Origin of the sequence: Shewanella oneidensis MR-1, from assembly GCF_000146165.2 — a bacterium.
Lineage (GTDB): Bacteria > Pseudomonadota > Gammaproteobacteria > Enterobacterales > Shewanellaceae > Shewanella > Shewanella oneidensis.
Genome location: NC_004347.2, coordinates 4,149,017 through 4,171,756 on the forward strand (window position 1 = coordinate 4,149,017; position 22,740 = coordinate 4,171,756).

14 protein-coding genes are annotated in these 22,740 nt (G+C 47.5%); 3 read left to right on the forward strand and 11 right to left on the reverse strand.

The features are described from left to right. Positions 1–31: 31 nt before the first annotated feature. Positions 32–685, reverse strand: coding sequence for a condensin complex protein MksE (locus tag SO_RS18630; RefSeq protein WP_037422308.1), 654 nt, complete (start codon positions 683–685; stop codon positions 32–34). A gap of 8 nt (positions 686–693) precedes the next feature. Next, positions 694–4,365 (reverse strand): ATP-binding protein, encoded by a 3,672-nt coding sequence (locus SO_RS18635; protein ID WP_011073731.1) that lies wholly within the window; start codon positions 4,363–4,365, stop codon positions 694–696. Positions 4,366–4,658: 293 nt separating this feature from the next. Here SO_RS18635 and SO_RS23050 point away from each other — a divergent pair, with 293 nt between their 5' ends. Further along, positions 4,659–4,802, forward strand: coding sequence for a hypothetical protein (locus SO_RS23050; protein WP_238560505.1), 144 nt, complete (start codon positions 4,659–4,661; stop codon positions 4,800–4,802). A gap of 83 nt (positions 4,803–4,885) precedes the next feature. Here SO_RS23050 and SO_RS18640 read toward each other — a convergent pair whose 3' ends face one another. The 6 genes from SO_RS18640 to SO_RS18665 form a co-directional block, all read right to left on the reverse strand. Continuing rightward, a complete protein-coding gene (locus tag SO_RS18640; protein ID WP_011073732.1) occupies positions 4,886–5,587 on the reverse strand; it encodes a DUF3581 domain-containing protein in 702 nt (233 codons plus the stop codon). A 130-nt stretch (positions 5,588–5,717) separates the two neighbouring features. Further along, positions 5,718–5,948, reverse strand: a complete 231-nt coding sequence (locus SO_RS18645; protein ID WP_011073733.1) for a hypothetical protein — start codon at positions 5,946–5,948, stop codon at positions 5,718–5,720. A 118-nt stretch (positions 5,949–6,066) separates the two neighbouring features. Next, on the reverse strand, positions 6,067–7,890 hold the full coding sequence (locus SO_RS18650; protein ID WP_011073734.1) for a tetratricopeptide repeat protein: 1,824 nt from the start codon (positions 7,888–7,890) through the stop codon (positions 6,067–6,069). Positions 7,891–8,004: 114 nt separating this feature from the next. Continuing rightward, entirely contained in the window at positions 8,005–11,076 is a 3,072-nt protein-coding gene (locus SO_RS18655; RefSeq protein WP_011073735.1) for an efflux RND transporter permease subunit, read from the reverse strand. Further along, positions 11,076–12,383 carry an efflux RND transporter periplasmic adaptor subunit gene (locus tag SO_RS18660; protein WP_011073736.1) on the reverse strand — a complete coding sequence of 436 codons (1,308 nt, stop codon included), beginning with the start codon at positions 12,381–12,383 and terminating at the stop codon, positions 11,076–11,078. Before SO_RS18660 ends, SO_RS18655 begins: the two co-directional genes overlap by 1 nt. A 273-nt stretch (positions 12,384–12,656) precedes the next feature. Further along, positions 12,657–14,000, reverse strand: a complete 1,344-nt coding sequence (locus tag SO_RS18665; protein WP_011073737.1) for a leucine-rich repeat-containing protein kinase family protein — start codon at positions 13,998–14,000, stop codon at positions 12,657–12,659. Positions 14,001–14,348: 348 nt separating this feature from the next. On the opposite strand from SO_RS18665, the gene SO_RS18670 reads away from it, so the two are divergent. After that, on the forward strand, positions 14,349–15,782 hold the full coding sequence (locus SO_RS18670; RefSeq protein ID WP_011073738.1) for a LysM peptidoglycan-binding domain-containing protein: 1,434 nt from the start codon (positions 14,349–14,351) through the stop codon (positions 15,780–15,782). Positions 15,783–16,031: 249 nt separating this feature from the next. Here SO_RS18670 and SO_RS18675 read toward each other — a convergent pair whose 3' ends face one another. Then, positions 16,032–17,402 (reverse strand): DUF4397 domain-containing protein, encoded by a 1,371-nt coding sequence (locus SO_RS18675; protein ID WP_011073739.1) that lies wholly within the window; start codon positions 17,400–17,402, stop codon positions 16,032–16,034. Positions 17,403–17,771: 369 nt separating this feature from the next. Between SO_RS18675 and SO_RS18680 the strand changes: the two genes are divergently transcribed. Then, the gene (locus SO_RS18680) at positions 17,772–20,495 is read left to right on the forward strand and encodes a DEAD/DEAH box helicase (RefSeq protein WP_011073740.1); all 2,724 of its coding nucleotides are present in this window, start codon (positions 17,772–17,774) and stop codon (positions 20,493–20,495) included. Between the two features lie 17 nt (positions 20,496–20,512). On the opposite strand, the gene yidZ is transcribed toward SO_RS18680, so the two are convergent. Beyond that, positions 20,513–21,478: an HTH-type transcriptional regulator YidZ gene (gene yidZ, locus SO_RS18685; protein WP_011073741.1), complete on the reverse strand. Its 966-nt coding sequence runs from the start codon at positions 21,476–21,478 to the stop codon at positions 20,513–20,515. Next, positions 21,453–22,643: an MFS transporter gene (locus SO_RS18690; protein WP_011073742.1), complete on the reverse strand. Its 1,191-nt coding sequence runs from the start codon at positions 22,641–22,643 to the stop codon at positions 21,453–21,455. The genes yidZ and SO_RS18690 overlap by 26 nt, the downstream gene beginning before the upstream one ends. Positions 22,644–22,740: the final 97 nt, after the last annotated feature.

The window sequence follows — 22,740 nt, forward strand, 5'->3', positions numbered from 1 at the left end:
TGGTTTACACCGCGGATGATTGTCCAAAGCATCATAGTAAATCCCGCTGGGTCGCCGTTTCCGCCTGCGCCTCAAGGCTTAAGCCTTCGGTTTCGTCAATAAAGCGGATCACTTCGTACAGATAATCCAGCTTGCCCGTAGCGATATAAATTTGCTTTTCAACGTTGGGGCGCACCAGATAACCAAGCTCAACTAAGCGTTTGAACACTAACTTAATTTGCGCATCACTATTGGTACTGGTTGAGCCAAATAAACGATATTGGCTGAGTTTGGCTAACTGCTCACGAAACGCGGGCGTATCTTCAATCCGGCTTTGCAGCTCGGTTAACCGTACTGGCGCACCTTCGCTTAAGGGCGCATCTTGGCCGCTGGCTTCCTGCACTAATACCAGCCACTCCACCATAGGGATAAGTGCCTGACAAATATCCTTAAACTGCGATGAAATCACCTTACGTTCGCTCTCGCCTAACTGCAAATAACCGCAGAAAAACACGTCACCCTCGGCGGCCGAGGCCACGGTGCGGTTGATTTGGTTTAGATACGCCTCAACCCGCTCGCGGGTGCTGTTATTTTTCAATGCGCGCCAGCCATCTTCATTGGTGGTGCGGCAAATAAATTCGCCCTTGAGCAAGAGTTCGATAATGGCGCCCGTGCCGACTAAGACGGTTTGGTTAGATTCGTTCATGGCACTCATTAGATGGCCTCCTTGCTCAGGCGTTTACTCAACAAATCGGCGATCGGATTGGCTTTGGGCTTCACTACCTGCAACTTCTTAGTTTGTTTATTAATAATGTAACGGTTCACGAACAGGTTCAGCACTTCTGACTCTGGGTTCGGGAAGGCGCCTAACACGCTGATATTGTTATTGCCACAAGCATCGAAAATCTTCTTCACGTTGGTGTGGTGCAGCGTACCCAGCTCGTCAATTGGCCAGTGGATGGTTACATCGGCGCGGCCACGTAGCAAGCGCGTGAATGCCAACAGAAACTTACATAAAATCAGGTAAGCCATACCGTGGCTTGATGATTCGTTTAGCTGTCTGTCGGTGCGGATAATCAGGTCGCTGTTACCCTCTTTGAGGCGCAGCTCGATTTCAAGCAGCTTAGAAATGCCGCCAGTTAAGGCCGCGCGGCCAATAATGTCTAAGGCGCGGCGCATGCTGTTGGTGTATTCCTCATCGGGCAGGCCATTAAAGCCGTCGGCTTTCCAATTTTTGAAGGCTTTAACAAACTGCTCAAGCTCGGGCCAAAACTCTAATTCGCTGATCTTAGAGCGAATGCGGACCGCAGATTCCGATACGCCATCGAGGAATAACTCCTCGCCCACTTCGCGGGTAATACGCGCACTTTGCGAAGCGATACGACGATCTATATCGGCAAGCACATCGTAGAAGGCGGTTAAATCGACACCGAAGATCCGCCCCTGCTCACGCAGCGCCATAATCGATTGCGGCACAATCACATTGAGTAGCTGTTCAAGCTGCGGCACTAGCTTGCGGTAATCCAGCAGGCGAATTCCTTTGTCGTTGATAAAGCTCGACTCTTCGCGGGCACGCTCCCAGGTTTCGGCTAAGCCTGAACCTGACTTGCTGGCAATCACAGAGTCGAAATGCTCCACATATTGCTTAACCGAGCCCATCAGATAATCGCGTTTTAGTAGTAAATCTTCGCCCTGACGCAAACGCTCGCCGAGGCTACCTTGGGCTTCTTCATTGTTGGCGGGCAATTTCAGCTCGGCCAACTTACGCATCACTGCGCGCAGTTTGGTTAAGTTTTCAGAGGCTTCAATTTGCGCCGCATCCGAGGCCTTACGCTCGGTCTCGAGTTGTTGACGACGAGTCTTCACCTCTTGGGTCTTGGCTTTAAGCTGCTGATCGATTTCCGAGGCGGCGCGTTTAACGTCGCTTAACTGGGTTTGCAACTTAGGCTTACGGATAAGCCAAGTGTGTTGATACCAATCGTCGAAGCGCAATACTTCGCTGCGGCGCTGCTCGGCGCGGCTGATCTTGGTCTCAAGCTCACGGATTTGTTGCTTGAGTTTAAGGATATTGTCCTCATCCACACCGCGGGATTTAAGCTCGTTTTTGTACCAGGTTTCACAGGCTTTTTGCTCGGCCTTAGCACTTTCGCGGCGGGCATCGATAGTCGCCTTGATTTGCCCGAGTTGATTGTCGAGCGCGCCAATCACTTCCTGCCAGTAGGCTTGTTTTTCCATCCGCGCTTCGAGCGCCTGCTCTTTTTGCTCTTCGAGCCAGAGCTGATGTTGATGTTTAAGCTGCTTTAACTCGCCATCGAGTTGAGTTAAGCGCTGCTGGGCAAAGGCTTTACGCTCGGCCAGCGCCTTGTTGATCTTGTCCTGCTCACTGCGTTTTTCATCGAACAGACGACGTAAATCATCGCGGCTATTCTTGTAAGCCGTGCGGGCAAAGGTCAGTTCACGGCTGAGTTTATCCAGCTCACCGTTAATCGCCACCAGCTGTGATTCGGCCTCGGCCTGTAATTCCTGCGCGCTTTGCAGCGCTTCTTCGGCCTTGCTCAAGCGAATACGCAGCTCCTGCTCGGAGGCGGCATATTCAGGCACATCAATGGCTTTGAGATCTAAATTCACCCCAAACACAGTGTCGCTCTCACCTGTGACACTTGGGTGTAAATCGGTGCGATGCAGTAACTCTGGCGCAATCACTTTACCCAGACTCTGCTCCCAACCTTGGGCTTCTTTACGCAGGAACTCGAGCAAGGTATGGGACTGCGGGAACAGCATATGGTGCAGTTCATCGAGCGCCGTTTGCCGCTCGTTAACCCGCAGGCTGGCGATACGCAGTGCTTCGTTGGCTTGGTCGCGTTTGGCGCGCAGCTTACGCTCATCGCTAGTTAAGCGCTCAACCTTGGCATTGCAGCTTTCCTGCTCTTCGTCGGCGCGGTGAATGCGCTCATCGAAGATCGCGAGGTTTAACTTTTCTTCCTCGGTGTAGGTTACGCCATCGACACGTAACTTAAGCTCGGCAGCATTAAGTTTGAATTGGTATTCCTGCTCGCTAAAGCTGGCCTTACCCGCATCCATTTGGCTGCGCCATTGGGCTTCAAGGGCATCGAGATCGCCACGGGCGACTTCGCGTTGCTTATCGCGCGCTTCGCGCTGTTTATCCTGTTCGCTATGTAAACCTTCAAGCTCGCGGTTTAACTGCTCGCCAATTTTGCTGCGACGGGCATTGTAAGCCGCTTCAATATCTTGGTGTTTTTCAGTTTGTAACTTATGGCGCTCGCTGAGGTTTTCCATGTCCGCGCGCCAGTTTGGCAGCATGTCCAAATCGGCCTTAGCTTGCTCGATATTGGCATCTAAAAAGGCGCCGTGCTGATCTTCAATGGCATCTAACTCGTACTCGCACTTAGCTACGTCACCCTTGGCGGCGGATAAGTCGAGGTTAAGCTCGTCACGCACTTCTTTCCATTCGTCGTCCAACATTCGAAGCTTTAAATTCAGCTCCTTAGATAGGGTTTGTTGGATCTCTAAACGGTCGGCCTCTAGGCTTTCGTCATTGCGATAACCACGGGACAGACTCGATAGGCGCATTTCGGCGCTGAGCAGTTGGTTAAATTCCTGTTCGAGTTTTTCAAACTCGGGGCGGATGACTTCAAAGCCTTGGATAAGCTGGCTTTCGCGGATCCACGCCTCAACACGTTGTGGGTTTAAGCGCGAGCTGGGGGGATTTACTCCATCTTCTTCCAAAATGGCGGCGATCATCGATTTGACCGTTTCCATTTTGCCTTCTTTGGAGTGGACGGCTTTAGCGAGTTTCTCGATATGGCGCAGTGAATGCTCGCCGTCACACAGGGCAAATTGGCGCGCATAGGCTCGCAGTTCGCTGCGGTTGCTACCCGTGCTTAACAGGGTGCGATCGTTTTGGATAATGGCGCGGTATTCGCGGGTGTTGAGCAAGTTGGTGGTGGCAATACCTTGACGTTTTAAATCGCGGCCCAGTTCCGCCATGGTGTGGCACAAAATAGTGTCACCATTTTGCGATTTAATATAATCGCTTAACTCAAAACCTTTAGCGATAAAGCGGTAGTTCACGCCTTTGCCATCGCCCGCCGACGCCAGCACGGCTTGATAGAGCAAGCCATCGGCCTTTTGGTATTCGTAAATGATGTAGCTTGAATCGTGTGGCAAGTACCAACGCTCGAAACTATCGCGGGTTGAAGGCACCACGCGGCTAGGATATTCGCCATAAAATACTGGCACTAAACGTTGCAGCGTGGTTTTACCCGAAGCGTTAGTACCACAAATATTGGTATGGCCATTGAGGGCGAGTTCCACAACGCCCGGAAGGTGCGTATCAATCAGCACAATACGAATCAAGCTTGGCATTTCTTTCCTTATCCAAACGGGAGCTCCTTCTGTAAAAACAAACAACAAGGTCATCCCAAAGCGGCATTCGACTTCAAAAAACGTGATGTTAAAAGTCTTGGCCTTAAAAGTAAGCCCCTAAAATAAGGCAATCGTCGAGCCTTGGCAATTCAGCACCTAGGGCTGAATGCGTTAGCTCACATCAAACGGCCAAGGATACGCCAATTCGCCGCCATAAAGGTGAGTTTCATGCGGATGGAAGACGATCCGCTATTCGGCCATAGATTAACATCATCTCGGCGAGCGAGCCGACAATGATGAACGAGGTGGAACGAATTGCTGAACAAGGAAAACAGCAGTTAGTCGAAGTGACAATTGTGATGAGCAACATCCGTACTGGTGCGGAAAATGTCGCCAATACGGTATCTCAGCTCTCTATTGATAAATCGCATACTTAACCACGGCTAATTTGGGTAACGATTACTCAAGCTTATACAATCGTTATCCCACTCGTGGTGTTACGCCCTAAACGAATCCCAATTTAAAAATCAGTTTTGCGCCCTTCGTAAGCCGCACACATTTGTTGTACTTGGTCTTCCTCATAGGCGCGAAGTCCACTCATGACTAAGGTCTTAATCCCTGTGCCGACTAAGGTATCACCACTGTGTAGCTCAAAGTGCAGCGTCACATCACCGCGCTTGCCATCAATTTTAAGCTCTTGTTGTACAAGGGATAACTGAACTTCAACAAAATCGAGTGTCGTTAAGTCGAATGACATGCTTTCGTAGATCACCAATGGACGATCTGGATTGATCATTACTTGATGCTGCTTCATCAAGGGCATCAAGATATCGATAAAATTATGCCCAGAAAATGCAACATAGTGACGAATAAAGGATTCAGTTTGGGCATCGCAGCGGCTAATATCGCCTAGACGACTCACGTTTAAATAGGTTTTATCGCGGTTATCGCAAATTGAAAAACTGTCGTTCACTTGCTCAGGAAATTGCAGTTCAACCCCATCACCTACCATGCCAGCAAAGGTAAACTTCATGCTTTGGCTTAGCCCATACTGGGTTAAGACTAAGGCAAATAACAAATCGCCAGGTACACAAAAGCGTTTCGCACCCACATCGTGGATTGGATTAAAGTCTTGAGCGATTTTTTTAGCGAAGTCACTGGCTTGTTGTGCAGAAACAGAAATGGATTGATTTTGCTTTAAAAAATAAGGCGATAGAAACATATTAACTCGTTCTTTAATGGCTCAGATAGGGCGAATAACAAATGTGTCGCGAGTTTACCTTAGTTTAAGCATTTCACTCACCCGATGACTTGGACAACAAATCATCGGACTGAGAAGATACTCGCCCCAGCTACACCCGCTTAAATTCACGTTTTAACTGAAAACTATCATCGGTGACCAACTGCTCAAGCACTTCAACCCTGTTGCGCAGGTTATCTAACTCTGCCCGCAACGCTTGATTTTCGGCCTGTTGAGCATTACTGGCCGAATAATTTTTCTGGCGCATTTTCATAATGGCGAGGGTGTATCCACCCACAATGGCAATGATGGGGATGAGTAGAGCAAGCGTTGAGGCATTCATATTGCGTCCTTTTATAATCGATCTATTGGGTTCCAGTATGAGCAACATAGCCTAAATCCACCAGTGACAAAAGTCATGATATCGAAAGCGGTAAACTATTCACCGCTTCAGTGTATGACTACAAATGACGCTCCTGTAGGGATTGCAGCCTTTCCTTGGCCTTCGCTTGGTAATCATTTGAGAACCCCTCACCCAATTCAATACTTTGCTGGTATAGGGTGATAGCACGCTTTGGATCGGCATCGCCCCCCTCGCCCGCATCAAGCAAGCTTGCTAAGCGAAAATACGCATAGCCAAGCACATCTTGCTGAATGTATTGTTTGTCTCCGGCGGTGACGACTTTTTCGAGCCAATATCGAGCCCGCTTAGGATCGCGCTGCTCAGCCGCCAATAAAATGCCCGCATATTCGGCGGCGACATCTATCTCACGCTCGGCAGCAATCTCAAAAAACTCCCTAGCTTGGGCGAGATCCTCTTTAAAATAGTAATAGGTTTCGGCAGCATCTCGCGCTAAATCAGGTTGAGCTTTAACACTTTTACGATAATTATCCAGCGCTGCGGTGGTATTAAAATAGGGCGAGCAAGAAAATACTTGATAATACGCCATCGTGCTGACGGCTTGAGGTATTCCCTGCTTGGTCAGTTCGGTTAACGTTTGCCATGCTTGCTGCTCACGGATTTTTGCTTGGCCAGTATTCACTTTACCCTGAGGAATGACGGATAAGGGTTGATTAATTAATTCCAGTTGGGCTTGAATATCGCCAAGCTTAGCAGCGCGCGCTAACCAGTACTGGCCATCTTTAATGTAGCCCCAACGAGCCCGTTCTCGCAGCCAGTTGATTGATTCCATATCCCCTGCCTCACCCAACTCGCGATACAGGACTTCAGCCTTGGCTTTATCCCCTTCAAACACATGCTCAATGCCTGAATCGTAAATCTTGGCTAACTGTCTTTTATCTTCAAGACGCGCACTGCGCTGTAAGCTGTTGAAGCGGGATTCTGCGGAACCGTAAGGATAAAGCCGTAAACCGGCCTTAATGTAGGTAAACTCGGTGCCATCGGGATAACTTACCTTGGATTTTCTGTCCAAGATATGGATATTCACAGCATAATCTTCAGCAATCTGAGGGGTAAAATTCACCCGCGTTACCCGTTCATCGGCTAAACGGATACGCCTCGAGTGTTGTAAACTCCACCGATCAGAAACCTCGCGCTGCAAACTGCTTTTCAGCCCAACATCAAAGGGCTGCTTATCCTCGGGGGCATAACTGTAAATAGGATAATAAATTGGTGAAAAGGTGATGGTGGCGTCATTGCTATCCGCGCTGGCCGCATCAGCTTCCTTTGCGGTAGGTATCAAGTCAAAAGACTGCTTAAAAGCATCTTTTTCAAGGGCTTCATCTTTCACCTTGGCGACAGGTAACTCAGCCAAATATTGCTTTTTCAAGGATTGCGCTTCCTGCCACAGGCGATGACTAGGCAGAAGTGACATATTCAATTGAATGTTAGTCAGCTGCCACTCACATGCCCCTCCGCCCTGCAACGCAACGGATTGGGTAAAATGACTGGCATTGTGCAAACTGGTGACTACTTGCCGCAATTGAGAAGTCGTACCCTTGGTGCGCCACTGGGGATTGGCAATATCTCCGCTTGGGAAATACATCTCTTTTTCGGTGCAAATCGAAGAATAATAAAAACCGATAAGCTCTAGCTCAGTATCTGCGGGAAGCGTACCGACGAGCTCAATACGAGGGCTGTCCTTGGAGACACTTGCCTGACTCACTCCTCGCTTATTGGTCAATAAATCCCAAATAGAGGCAAAGGAGGGAGGAGAATAAAAGCTCGCCACTAAGGCGCACCCAAGCGCTACCATACCCAAGCCTAGTGGCGTAAATCTCGTTACTAATCTGGGTACTAATCTAAGTACTAATCTGACACCCATAAAACCAGTCCTCCCTTGCTGATGAGTCTTTGCGCCATTCACGCCATAAACCTAGCGGAGTCTACACAAGTGCAGACTCAATTCAAAACAGGGCCGCGAACGCCCCAACTGCAATCACGCCGAGCGCAAATGCGCAACTACATCCCTTGCCTTTAACTCTGACATTGCCACATAGGCAACTGGTACCACAAATAACGAGAAAAAGGTTCCCGCGAGCAAACCGCCGACTAACACTAAACCAATATTGGCTAAGCCTAACGAGCCAGGCCCAGTCGCTAGCGCCAACGGAATAGCACTTAAAATCATGGTTAACGAGGTCATAAGGATCGGTCTTAACCGCCATTTGGCACTGCTCAGCGCCGCCTCAATCGCACTCATCCCCTGAGCCTGCTGCTTATTGGCAAACTCCACCAGCAAGATACCGTGCTTAGTCACTAGCCCCACTAAGGTTAATAAGCCGATCTGTGAGTAGATATTTATACTTTGCCCAAATACCGCTAAGGTCAGCAGCGCGCCAACAATACACAAAGGTACGGTGAGTAAGATGATGAGAGGATCGACAAAACTTTCAAACTGCGCAGCTAAAATCAAATAGATAAACACCAACGCCAGCAAAAATAATGATTGAGTACCCGCCTGCGAATCCATTAACTCTTTGACAACGCCATTATATTTAAAGCCTTGGGCATCATTTAGCAGGCTCGGCAGTTGCTCGTCTAAGTAGGCTTTGATTTCATCGGTGGAATAACCGGGCATCAGATCTGCCGTTAGCTCCGCGCTATCAAGCCCCATAAAGGTTTTAATATTAGATTCCGCCGTGGTCTGCTTAATCGACACAAATTGCGATAACGGCAGTGCTTGCCCTGATTCAGAAGTAACATACAATTTATTCAATACTTTGAAATCACTGAGCTTATCTAAATTTACTTGCACTTGAATCGGATAAGTAAAGCCATCGGTAGCATGTAAGTCGGCCGCTTTCACAGAGCCAAGGAAGGTCGACAGGGCATTAGTCACATCACCATAACTCACACCAGAAAGGATAATGGCATTGCGATCGATAGACAGATCGTAGCGCAGTTGGTCCCTCAGCACTGAGTTACCCACATTGGTCAGGCCGGGATAATCCTCGAGTAATTTTTGCACTTTAGCAGCGGTTTGGCTCAGCTCATCCTTATTGCGATCTAAGGTCGTCAGCTCTAAACGTAAATTATTGGCAATATTAAGGTTATCCGCCGAGCGGATACTAAAGGACATATTATAAGCAGAGACGCTCTGCTTCGATTTAGCGATCAAATCTTCGATCACCTCATCAATCCCTTCACTACGCTCGCCCCAAGGCTTGAGCAGCACATGGTTGATTGGCTCTCCCTCGATATAAGATAGGTTTGCCCCAACCGCAGGATGGCCGTCAATCACACTGTTTAGCTCGCGATTATGGTCCAAATGATACTGGCGCCCCACGCCTGTTGGGCCATTGGCCGTCACGTCGATAAAGCCTGAATCCTCCGCAGGCAAAAGTATTTTCGGCAACTGCCAATACGCAATCCCCGCAAGGCCAACCAGCACAACTGCCACGCCAAACATCAAACGTTTACGCACAAACCATTTATTCAGCTCATTAATATACAAATGATTTAACTGCTGAAGTTGCACCTCTACTCGGCTAAACCAGCGAGGATGTTGTTCAGTGGTATTGATAAGATACGCACTCATCATCGGCGATAAGGTCAACGCCACCACACCGGAGATCATCACGGCTGCGGCTAAGGTAAAGGAGAATTGCCGAAACAGATCGGCGGTTAAGCCCGACATTAAGCCAATCGGCAAATAAACGGCGGCGAGCGTTAAGGTCATGGCAATAATCGGGAAGATGATCTCCTGACAGCCCTTAATCGCCGCATTAAATGGCGTTTCACCGTTTTCGATATGGCGATAGCAGTTCTCGACCACCACAATGGCATCGTCGACCACCAGGCCAATAGCCAAAATAATCGCCAAGATGGTGAGCACATTGATACTAAAACCGAGCGCCGACATCACCGCAAACACCCCAACCACGCACACAGGAATGGTAATAATCGGAATAGATGCCGCCCGTAAACTCCCTAAAAACAGCACCACAATCAGCGAGACCAAGATCACCGCTTCAATCAAGGCAGCAAAGCCTTCATGAATGGCCGCTTCAATAAAATCTGCCTGATTGTACGCCAAGTGCATTTCTAAGCCTTGGGGTAAGTGTTTTTGCATCCGCGCAATTTCGGCTTTAATGTTTGAAGCCACTTTCACCGGATTGGCGTTACTCAGCGGTAAAATCTGCAGTGACATTGCACTATGTCTACTGATAGACAGCATGCTCGGTGATAGGCTTTCCTCACCCATGACCACCTGAGCAACATCAGCGATGCGGATGATTTTGCCCTCGCTGACTTTAATCACCAGATCCTTCACATCCTCAAGGGTTTCAACTTGATTCAAAGGATTAATCGAAAAGTCCCGTGATTTACCTTTAATCGCCCCCGAGGTAAAACTGGCATTGTAGGAACCTAACGTCCCCACCACATCGGCGGCCTTAATATTTAACGCCTTCATTTGTTCAGGATTAAGCCAGACTCTAACCGCCTTTTGTGAGCCGCCATAGGGCCCCCAAACCGCACCAACGCCTTGCACTTGTTTAAGTTGCGGCACCAACTGCTGGCTAATGTAGTCATACATGGCCTGCTTTTCCATGCCGCCCGAGTTCACAAAGGTGATGATATTACTGGCCGAATCCGTGGCCGAGGTATCGTCGGTGACCGTCGGCTTATCTATCATGCTCTGGGGAAAGTCGTTAATTCCTTCAATGCTACTGCGCAACTTGTTCATTAAGTTGGTGTATTCAATATCGCTGGTGTCGTCATTGAACTTAATCGTTAATGAGCAGCGCCCCTCGCTACAGTCGGTCGACATGGTATCGACTTTATCTATGCCCGAAGCTGCCGCAATCAACTTATCAGCCACATTGCTCGACATAAAGTCCGCGCTCGCCCCAGCAATCGAGGCATTTACTGAGGCCGAGTGAGTCGTATGCTCAGGAAAATATTGGATATCGAGTTTTTGAAAGGCAATCAATCCCAGTAACACAGCCATTATGCTGAGTACGCTGGCAAAGATAGGATGACGAATACAGACTTCGGGTAAGCGCATTATTGGGCTCCCTTCGCGTTTGGTGCAGTGTTTGACGCTGAGCTTGAGCCAGTGTTTGGCACTGAGCTTGGATCGGTGCTTGGCGATGAAGTTAAATCGGTGCTTGGCGATGAAGTTGAATCGGTACTTGGCGCTGAGCTTGAGCCGGTGCTTGCGCCAGCGTTTGAAGTGACAGGCTTATCTTGCGTACTTTTATCGTCAATGACGTTAATTTGGCTATCGGACTTAAGGTTTTGCATGCCCGTCTTAACCACAAGATCGCCCTTGGCTAAACCTTCGGTCACCACCGTATAACCGTCGTTGGTGTTTTGCGCGAGTTTAATGATTTGTTTTACGGCATTATTGCCGCGCACTAACCAGACAAAACGCTCATCGTTATTGGCAATAATCGAATTTTGCGGCACCAATAAACATGCAACCCCTTGGCTATAAAACTGCTTGATGTTGGCAAACATTCCGGGAGCCAGCTTAAACTCAGAGTTGTCGAGGGCGGCGTGTACCTCAACTCGACCCGAGCTTTCATCCACCGCTGGGGCCACATAATTAACCGTCCCTTTGAACACCTTATTAGCGTAAGCCTCAACGGTAACATTCACCCCTTGGCCCTTTTGCGCCTTACCAAAATCGTGTTGACTGATGGCATAACGGACTTCAACAGGATTTAAACTATAGAGGGTCACTAAAGCCGTACCCGCAGCAATTTGACTGCCGATAGACTGACTAAAGCTCGTTAACTGGCCATCAAAGGGCGCCTTAATCAGGTAATCATTCATGGTGGCTTGTTTTTGGCGAAAATCGGCATCGGCGAGGTTCACATTTTCCCGCAGCTCATCCACATCTTGCTTAGCCAGAGCAAACGGCTCTTTAATCAGCAAGTCTTCGATACGCTCCAGCTTGGTTTTCGCCAGTGCTAAGGTACTTTTTGCCTTGTCTAAATCGGCCTTGGCTTTGGTGTTGTCTTGTTCGGCAATCACTTGGCCTTTGGTCACTTTGTCGCCATTACTAAAATGAATGGCGCTAATTTTTTCGCTGGCATTAAAACTCAGTATCGCTGAGTCAATGGCGTTAATTTTACCGACCTCTTTAACAACATCGGCAAAGGAGGCTTCTTTAACAGCCTCCACTGTGACAGGGATAATGTCGATCTTATCTGCCGCCAACGAAGAGAAAGCGGTGCACGCGAGCAGGCTCACCCATAAAAATGGCAAAGGCGCGAATAAAGGCGCCTTGGAGAAATGAGAGTGATGGCTTGTAAATGAAATATCGCATGCGCTGCGTGCTTGTTTAGTCACTCTTTGTTTAAACATAAGTATGCAAACCTATCGTCTTTACTACTCAACGGACATCCTATCCGACAACAGCAAACCGGATTGAACCCAAGATTAATCCCTAAGTCGCCTCAAAATGCTGTTTCAACAATTTGAGGCTATTTGGAGACATAGCCTATAGGAATAATCCCTATTTACACCAGTAAAAATCAGGTTACAGATTCAAACAAAACAATGAGTTAACACTAAGTTTAATAGATGGCACTCAAATCACACAGAGCTGATAAAAAGGCAACAATTTAGCAACCAACATCAGGCGCTTGTTGAAATTAGCAAACTCGCGATAGCCTGCTTTACCTCAATAAAACGAGGGCGTAGAGCCACATCCGACTGCATGCACGCCGCTTTAATCGCACTCAACTGGGCATAATGCTCAGCGTTAACCGATTCATCCACATAGGCCAGCAAATCCTCAATCAAACAACCAAGTGCGCGCACCTCAATCGCCTCCATTGCCAATTGCTCAAGCGTCGAGAGATTGCCTAAATTGGATGCCGCCCCAAAATCACCAAACAATAAATTCATCTGCTTATTAACCATCATATTGTGGGCATAAACATCACCGTGGCTTACTTGTTTAGCGTGCATATGCGCGAGTGTGTCCGCTAACTGATGGGCAATAGTGGCAACTTGCTCAAGGCTAAACTGCGTCCCTGGCTTAAAGGTATCGCGGGTACAGGTATCGAGGGACGGCGGTAAGCCTAAGTTAGCAAAACCAGCAGGAATTAATGCCATCACTAATCCAAGTTGATCCTTTTGGCTGATATGCGCTAACACCTTAATAAGATTGGGATGCTCGCCCGTGGTCAGGCAGCAATCTAACTCGTCAGCAGGATAACCATCACTGGTCACCTCACCTTTAAATAACTTAACTGCAATATGCTCGCTCCCTGTGGCAGCCACCATTGCAGGATTTAACCAACGACCTTGGTAAATAATGCCAGAAGCCCCTTCACCCAGTTTTTTACCCAGTTCAATGTCCGCTAATGTCACATTTGGCACACTGGCTACATCGGCGTGGGGATCAACCAAGGTATGGCTAAAAGGATTGCCCGCAAAAGCCAGCCAAGTGAGTTTAGGTAGTCGAAGTAACCAACTAGGCAGTTTTTCTAATGAATTGGCCGACAGACGTATTAATTCTAAATTGCGGCAATGGGCCATCGACGCCGGCAACGCCGTTAAACGGTTGCCCGCTAATGCGAGTTTTTGCAAACGCTGCAACTGCCCCATACGCTCGGGTAAGGTGGTGATTTGGTTGTCTGTTAAAATCAACCAACGGGTTTGTGCGGGCAAGGATGCCGCTGGCACAGTGCGAATTTGATTGGCCTTAAAACCAATCATCTCCAATTTGGGACACTGACCTAACACCTCTGGCAAGGTTTCAAAACGGTTATTAGACGCAAACAAAATCTTCAAATGGGTTAAGCGATGCAAATCTTCGGGCAACGAGCTTAACTGGTTATTGGATAAATCGAGGATCTCGAGCGTATCGGCTAAATCAAAGATCTCCCGAGGGAACTCAGTGAGGTTTTCAACCAATTGTAAACGGGTAATCCCTTGTAATTGTCCTGCTTTTAACTGCGCTAACGTCTGCACTCTCTAACCCACTGCAATGAAAAATCGCCGCTATGTTAGCCTATTTAGGGGTAAATCTAAATGTGACCTAGGTGGTCAAATTATCAGCAAAGCTATCCAGAAACCGCAAAACAGATTAGCATGTGCAACATTATCTCTACCCAAGTAACCTAAAAATATAGGTTTCAGAGCGCCTAGAGTGCTCTCGTTTAAGGCGCATCAATAAGAAATGTCGACTACATTTTGAATTGCTGCAACACGTAAATGTAGTACCCAAACACGCCGTTTCGGTGGATTTAACGCAGGATCCTGCATCTAGTTATGCTTGTTTGGGTAAAACGCCAAGTCATCAAAAATTACAGGACAATCATGCGGAAAACCTTTCGTCAACCCCATGCATTAGCTGCGATGGTTATTGCCATGCTGATGGCCCAGCTAAGTGGCTGCGCAACAACCTCGGCACAGACATCGCCAACGGAATTTGGTGCTGGTTTACCAGAAGCCGAAGATCATAGCGAATCAGCAGAACCTCAATCAGTTGAAGCTGAGGTTATCGACGAGCGTTATGCCGATGTGTGGGAGAAAATCCAACACGCCCGCACTATTGATGTACATGACGATGCAGAAGTACGCAAACAACGTAACTTTTTCGATGATAAACAAAAATTTATGACTCAGGTGACACAGCGCGCCGAGCCATTTTTATATTATATTGTCAGCCAACTTGAGGCTCGCAATATGCCGCTTGAACTGGCACTCCTGCCAATTGTAGAGAGTGGTTACAATCCGCTCGCTCAGGCAAATGGCCCCGCCGGACTTTGGCAAATGATCCCCGCCACGGGGCGTAACTTTGGCCTAACCATCAACTCAGCCTACGATGGCCGCAAAGATGCTCTGGCCTCAACCGATGCGGTACTCGACTATCTCCAACATTTATACAATACCCTAGGCAATGACTGGATTAACGCCGTAGCGGGTTACAACAGTGGCGAACTGGTCATCAAAGCTGCCATTGATAGAAATAAAGCCAAGGGCAAACCCACGGATTTTTGGTCGCTCAATATTCCGGCTCGCCAAGTGCAAACCGTACCTAAATGGCTAGCGTTTATCCAAATTATCCGCGAACCCAGCCATTACAATCTTAAAGTGATGCCGATTGCAAACCGTCCCTTTTTAGAACGCTTACCCGCTCCCAATGGCGTTGAGATAAGCCAAATCGCCAATGCTGCGGGACTCACTAAAGCGGAGTTCAAAACCTATAACCCAGGATACCGCCAAAGCGTGATCCCCAGTAAAGGCAAATACCAAATTGCCCTGCCGATTGAAAACATTGGCCACTATCAAGAAAACCAGCACAAGCTATATGCACAAAAACGTTACGACAGCCAAACCTATATTGTGAAATCAGGTGATAGCTTAGGCACTATTGCGGCTAAATTTGATTTATCAGTCAAAGAGTTAAAACAGGCGAATAATCTGACCTCAGATCGCCTTAAAATCGGCCAAGAGCTTACACTTTTAACCCCAATGGCGGCCAATGATAATGAGCCAGAACCAGTAAAGACCAAGGCTAATACCGATAAATCATCGACCAAAGCGAATGCGAGTAGCACTAAAGCTACCAGCTCAAAATCGACCGATAAGCCAGTGGCAAAAGCCAAAACCTACAAAGTAAAATCAGGGGATTCACTAGATAAAATCGCGCGTAAAAGCAAAGTGAAGCTCGCCGATTTAATGAAGTGGAACCAGCTAAATGCCAAGAGCATCATCAAGCCAGGTCAAGAACTCAAAATAAGCGAATAACGCTTACTGTTTGAACAGCCAAAAGCCCAACACAGCGCAAAGTTAACACGCTATGTTGGGCTTTAATTTATCCCCGCCTTGCTTGTGAAGTATTGCTGATAAAGTGTGGCTAACGGCGCTCAACACCACAACGAAGTAGCAATTACTGGCTCTATTTTTCCCAATTAGCCCACTTGAACCTCACAACGACAAGCAAAAAAAAGCGCTACCTAAGTAGCGCTGTGGTATTAGAGACACTCATCTTAACAGTTAGATCTTAACCAAGTTGTAGCCAAAACTGGTTGAATCGTCCTTGTTCAGCACCATAGTGACGTTATCTTGATTATTAAAATCAATCATATCAGAGGCGTAAACCACTGTTTTTGAGCCATTTTCTACAGAGATAACCTTGATAGAATACTCACCTTTGGGCACCACTAACGATTGCGGCACCGTTGGATTAACCGCACTGATTTTATAGGCTGCCGTATCAATTGTGTCGTTCGCCTTTAAAAAGTACAAGGTAAGATTACTCTTATCGGCAAAACTCACGATATCGAACTTGAAGCTGTAGGGACTTGGCGTTTGAGTTTGTTTCATCTCCATCGCCTTCACTTGACTGCCCTGAGCTGTGGTCTGCTCATAAATAAAGATGGTTTTAATATCATCTTGATTAAGGGTGATCAGCACATTGTCGAGTAATTTAGCTTGGCTAGTATGGTCAAATACGCTCACGCCAAAGTCATTAAACTCGGCACCTTTATAGGCCGTTACACCAAAGGGAGCCACATTACTAAATAGCGCTTCTTGTTTACTACTCACCACTTTCACATCAACATTATGTGTAGCCAAGCCATTGAATACCCTGAAATCAACACTGCTCTCGAGGGCGACATGGTTACGCACATTGGTGGTTGAGTCGACGCTGTCTAAACTGATTTTGGCCGCTGATGCGCCAAAGCTTTCCCTCAAAATTAATTTATAGGGCACCTTGGTTTTAAAGTTAATGCTCGCCGTGGTGTAGCTGATATTGGTCGTACCCGCCGCGGTCAAATAAATTTTATAGTCGCCGGTATCCATAATTTGCGGCGCTGAAACCTCGCCATAGGAGACGCTGCCAAGCATCACCGCATCGGCAAAGCCTTTATCCGCTTTGGCAATATACGCATCGTACGCTGGCGCCTTGGTCGCTGTATGTGCAATCAACAACTGCATTTTGCTCTTGTCTGCTTCGGCGTTTTGTTTATCGAGCTCGGTGCGCGAGTAATTGATATTCAAAAGGGCTGGCGAGGAAAAATCCCCATGCAAGACAAAGAAATGGTCGGTTGCCGTTTTTAAATCGATATTCTCTTTGTAGAGCGAAATATCTTTATTTGCCGCATCCTTACCCATCACTTCTACCGCACTCACACCGGGAGTTGACGTAAAGCGTGGCATCGCATCGGCGAAGCTCACACTTTCATAGGTTTTATCGCCAATCTTCAGCGCAGTAGTAGTGCTGCCTGCGGTGGCATTGTAGAATTGCACATAAGTATCGGTTTTAGAGGTATCCTCATCTTTATTATCAGAACCACCACAAGCGGTAACGCCTAAACAGGCGAAAGTCATCACCGCGAATCCTTTGAGTTTATTGTTAAGCATTGTATCCCTCATTTGCAGGCAAAATTTCAGTTCAGTCTACGCAGTTATACAATGACAACAACGGCAATTTCCACCTAAAATAAAAACAAATATTTTACAAACTCAAACACTTAACAAACATCTCAGTAACCTGGCCGATATTGATACAAATCACATTTCTGGGGCACTGAATTGATACAAATACCTTTTGAGATACGTTTACTTACAACTCAAATAACTTCTTTTACGCTAAAAATTATTTGGCTTTAAGCACAGGCGTTCGGACTTTAACCTGCTTTGGCTCCATCCCAAGACACGCGACAACCTTGTTCGTCTTATACGATTGGGTTACTCTCGCATCGCCAATGAAACCTCTGGGATGGATAGGATTTGCAAGGGATTCTTAACTACTACAAACTCTGTTTTCAACACGATAGTGCCGAAATCAATCTCTGGTCTAGCCACAAGCTTGCCGAGCAAGAAAAGCTATTACTCCAAGGTGAAGACGAGTTAAGCAGTGGCTTTCTCCCCCGTTTACCCGTGCCATTTGCCCCCGCCAGTGCATTACTAGCACGTAGTGCTTTGTATCTACGTGAAAAGGTATTATTGCACTGTTGTCTGTTTTTCTGCGGCACAGTCGACCTTAATGGCGAAAAACGTAAAGTCGTGACGCCACTGCTGTACCGCGAATGCCAGTTACAGGCCGATGGCGAAAACATTTACCTCGAATCTAATAACAGCTTCTCTAGCGGCGGGCCATTCACCATCAATGAAGCCCTGTTAGAAAAATTAGTCGTTGAAGGACATAGCCTAAGCCAAGAGTTACGCGACAATCCAACGGATGTCAGTGGCTGGATAGCTTGGCTGCGGGCGGGCCAAGCCGATGTCGATACCAGTCATTTATTGCATTTTCCCAAGCTGATCGATGAGGCTGAATTCACGAGCTTATGCCGTAAACGTGGGCAGTTTATGGTTAGTCGCAGCCAAATCATTTTGGCAGAACGTTCGATCGCGAGTAGGGGCATTTTGCACGAACTCGACAAACTCAGCACCGCCCTCGCCTTCTCTGCGCCGCTTCAAGCACTCTTTGCGGACACGCCCCCAACTGGCATCAATAACATTAGCGCCAGTGTAGACACACAAGAGGCTTATCTTCCTGGGCTATTAAGCCGCGCGCAAATTCAAGCCTTAAAGGTGGCGGCCAATCATACTTTGGGACAGATATCGGGCCCACCGGGAACGGGTAAAAGTTACACCATAGCCACAGTGGCGGCGGAGCAGGTATTAAGGGGCAAATCGGTACTTATCGTCGCCCACACCGATGTTGCCGTTGATGTGATTGCCGATAAGTTGCAGCAACAATTCCAGCTTGGGAGCAGTCTTATTCGAGCTGGCTCGCCGCAGTTTATTAAAGTCCTTAAAAACCAGATAGATGAAATGCTCCATGGTCAGCATCCAGCGACTGATGAAGCCATCTCGGATATCCGACTACTCAATGCAAAACAGCAACTTAATACTGTGACTCGTCAGCAAACCAAAATGGAAGCGGGCTTTATACATCATTGCCGCCACGCCATACGTCGCGGCCAAAAACTGGCGACCTTACAACAAGGACAATCGCGCTGGCGCTTAGGATTTTACAACTGGGCTTACCGTGCAGGTATCAAAAGGTTTGCCCAGCAATGGCATGAACTCGATAAATTAACGGCCCTCATCGCGCAAAAAGAAGACTTAAGCCTCAAATACTTACAATTGGCCACTCACTATCGATTAAACCAATTACTCAAACATAAGCGCAGTACGCTGGTGAGTTTTGCCAGTGCACTTCGCGCTCGACAATCCGCTAAGCAACTCGATGGTTTCTACAAGACGGATTTTGATGCCTTAAAGCAAACCTTTCCCATTTGGTTATCGAGCCTTGCCAGCTTGCATAAAGTGCTGCCCATGGAGCAGCAAATGTTTGATCTAGTGATTATTGATGAAGCCACCCAAGCCAATATTGCCGCCTGTTTACCGGCCTTGCAGCGAGCAAAGGCGGCACTGGTGGTGGGAGATAGCAAACAACTGCGCCATTTCTCGTTTTTATCCCGTGCAAAACAAACCCAAATCCAAACGCAACTCGGACTTGCCCCAGATTGTCGCGGCCTAATGAGCTACCGTGATGCCAGTATGCTCGACTTAGTATCGCAATCCCTTGCGAGCCAATCCCAAGTGGTATTTTTAAATGAGCATTTTCGGAGTAAACCTGAGCTGATCCAATTTAGTAATCAGCAGTTTTATCAAGGTATGCTGAAGATTATGCAGCACAGACCCTGCACAAGCTCTGGACACTTACACCGAGTCCACGTGACTGGCAGCCGTGATAGCAAGGGCATTAACGCCATAGAAGCGGAGGCATTAATTCAAAAACTGTCTCAACTGATTGATGAACAAGAGAATGCATTAGTGCCCTCCAGCATTGGTGTGCTCTCCTGTTTTCGCAATCAGGCAGAGTATTTATCCCAGCAGATCCTCGCGCGCTTTAGCGCACAACAACTAGAGCGTCACCAATTACGGATTGCCACGCCCTTTGGTTTTCAAGGGGAAGAGCGCGATATAATGCTGCTGTCGTTTAGCATTACGGCCAACGACAGCCGCGCCGCCGTGTATTTAAATCGCGAAGATATGTTCAATGTCGCCATCACCCGCGCTAAACAAATGCAGTGGCTATTTTTATCGGTACAAGCGCATGAACTCCCCAATAATAATTTACTGGCAACTTACTTAGCATCGGCGGGCCAATTTCAAGCGGCACACAATTATGTCGATGCCCTCGATAGCTTCGGTCAGTCAGTGGCACAGGCGATTGAAGCAAAAGGCATAACAGTCTGGCGCGCCTACCATATGGCAGGGCTAGAACTGGATATTCTGTGCCGCTATGGTAACCAATATTTAGCAATAGATTTAATTGGTTACCCAGGGCCATGGGCGGACTTTTTCGATATTGAACTGTATAAACTCTTACAGCGCGCGGGCATTAAACTTATCCCCGTCAGCTACGGGCTATGGTGTCAGCAGCAAGAATTGTGCATCCAATATATTTGCCAGCAATTGGGTACCCCCCAACAAAGTTAATACAGTAAATAACAGCCTTAATCACGCGCACGCGGCTGATAAATCGCTTTTATCTTGCTTCGCAGCCAAGTGATTTTGGGGTTATGGCTGTTTCTCTTATGCCAAATCAAGGTAAAAGGAATGGCGAGTTTATTAAGATATTCGCCACTTATCGGGATCGGGCGAGTGACTAAGTCAGGGTGTAATTGGCGGGCATATTGCTCACAATATTGCGGCGCAATTGCCATCATGCTGTGGTGAGGCTCTGCCGCGACAAACAGTGACTGCTCAAAACTGGCCAAGGTCAGCACAATATTACGACTCAGGCCAAGCTCAATAAGCACATCATCTAAGGCCCAGGTTTCGCTCTTTTCCCACAAGATATTGATATGCGGATATTTAAGAAAGGTGTCTATGCTCCACTCTTCCTGTAAGGCGGGATGATTGCGGCGCAAATACACCTGGGGAAGATCGGTAAATAAAACCTCAAAATCGATAAAATAAGGCAATAAATCAAGGGACTCCTTGGAGCGAGGATGACTTTCTCGGCCAGTAAAACCTATGTCAGCCTCACCGCGAATAATGGCCTCCAGCGAATCATAATCCCAATTTCGTACTTTCACTTTTGCATCAGGGTAGTGTTGATAAATCGCCTGCGTTAATTGATTAAGCATAATGAGCGACAAAGGTGACTCAAGCATCAGCTCAAAACTGAGCCCTTTCGTCATATCATCCCCGCGCTTGCCCATAAGCTGTTTGCCCATTTGTAACCAATCGGCTAAGTCATGCTCCATGCTTTGGGCTAATGGCGTGAGCTGCAATCCCTGGGGTGTTTTAATAAATAGTGGGTCGTCAAACCAATCGCGCAATTTCGCCAAGGATTTACTCACAGTCGATGGCGTAACATTGAGCTTTTTAGCGGCCTTAGACACGCTCCGCTCCTGCGATAGCAGCTGAAAAGTAAACAACAAATTGAGGTCAAGCCGACTCAGGGATTTGCTCATTAACTACCATTTCCGACATTTTAGGCACCGCTAACATTAGCGTGATACTTACCAGCGCACCAACGCTGAGGATAAGTAATAATATATTAATCGCGCTCACTTCGAGCAGACCCATCACCCAAATATACAAAGCTGAAGTACACACTTGGGCAATCCCCAGTAATGAGCTGGCCACTCCTGCCCGAGCCACAAATGGGCTAAGCGCCTGACTCATGGTCACCCCAAATCCAATTGAAAAACCGGAACAAACAAAAGCAAAACCTAACAGGTTAAATGAATGACTAACCCCGCCCAATTGAGTCAAGATAAACACTAAGGCGGCCGCAACGAATAACCCTTGGGAGAACAAAATTAATGATTTTTCTTTAAACCGGTTAAGCAAAAAGGGCGTCGAAAATGAGGCTAACATACTCACCAATGCCATCATTGCCATGGTATTGGAATATTGGCCACGGTCAAACCCCATCTGCCCCATAATCAGCATGGGAGACACATTCACATAGCTTAAAATCGTGGTCACACCTAAGGTTGTTATGACTAGGCGACTGATAAAAAAGCCTTGTTTAAAGGATTCCCTTTGCACACCTGGCAAAGCTTGAGTGTGAAATGCTGCTTTAGAATGGGTTTCACGCAATACCAATAGGCACAGGGCGAATACCAGTAACCCCATCGCCGCCATAGTGTAAAACAAGCTAGGCCATGGAAACTTAAGCATGATTAAATGGCCAATCACAGGCGCGATCACAGGGATAATACAGGTCACGCCATTCACCATTGAGAGCACCTTGGCTCGGCGCTTATCGTCTAAGACATCACGCAAAATCGCGAACGCGACGACATAACAACAACCCGCACCAATACCTTGCGCAAAGCGCGCGATTAAAAACAGATCGCTGGTTTGTGAGCCCGCCGCAAAGTAGGAGGCTAGCGCGAACAATAAGGCGCCAAAAAGTGTAATGGGTTTACGCCCAATCCTATCGGCTAAACTGCCCGCAAACAGCATAGTCGTCGCCATGCCAGCAAGATACACAGAAAAAGCAATGTGCAGCTGCGCCTCACTCGCCCCTAGTTGACTCGCAATTTGCGGCAACCCAACTAAGTACATATCGATCCCCGTCGGGTACATTAGGACTAAGCCAAAACTACATAAAAGATATCGAAACATCACATCACCACTCATATCACCACTCTACAAGAATATGGCGCTTAGCCTAATGTGGGTTTCACTTAAACGTGAGTGGCATTTTCGACAACCGTAATTT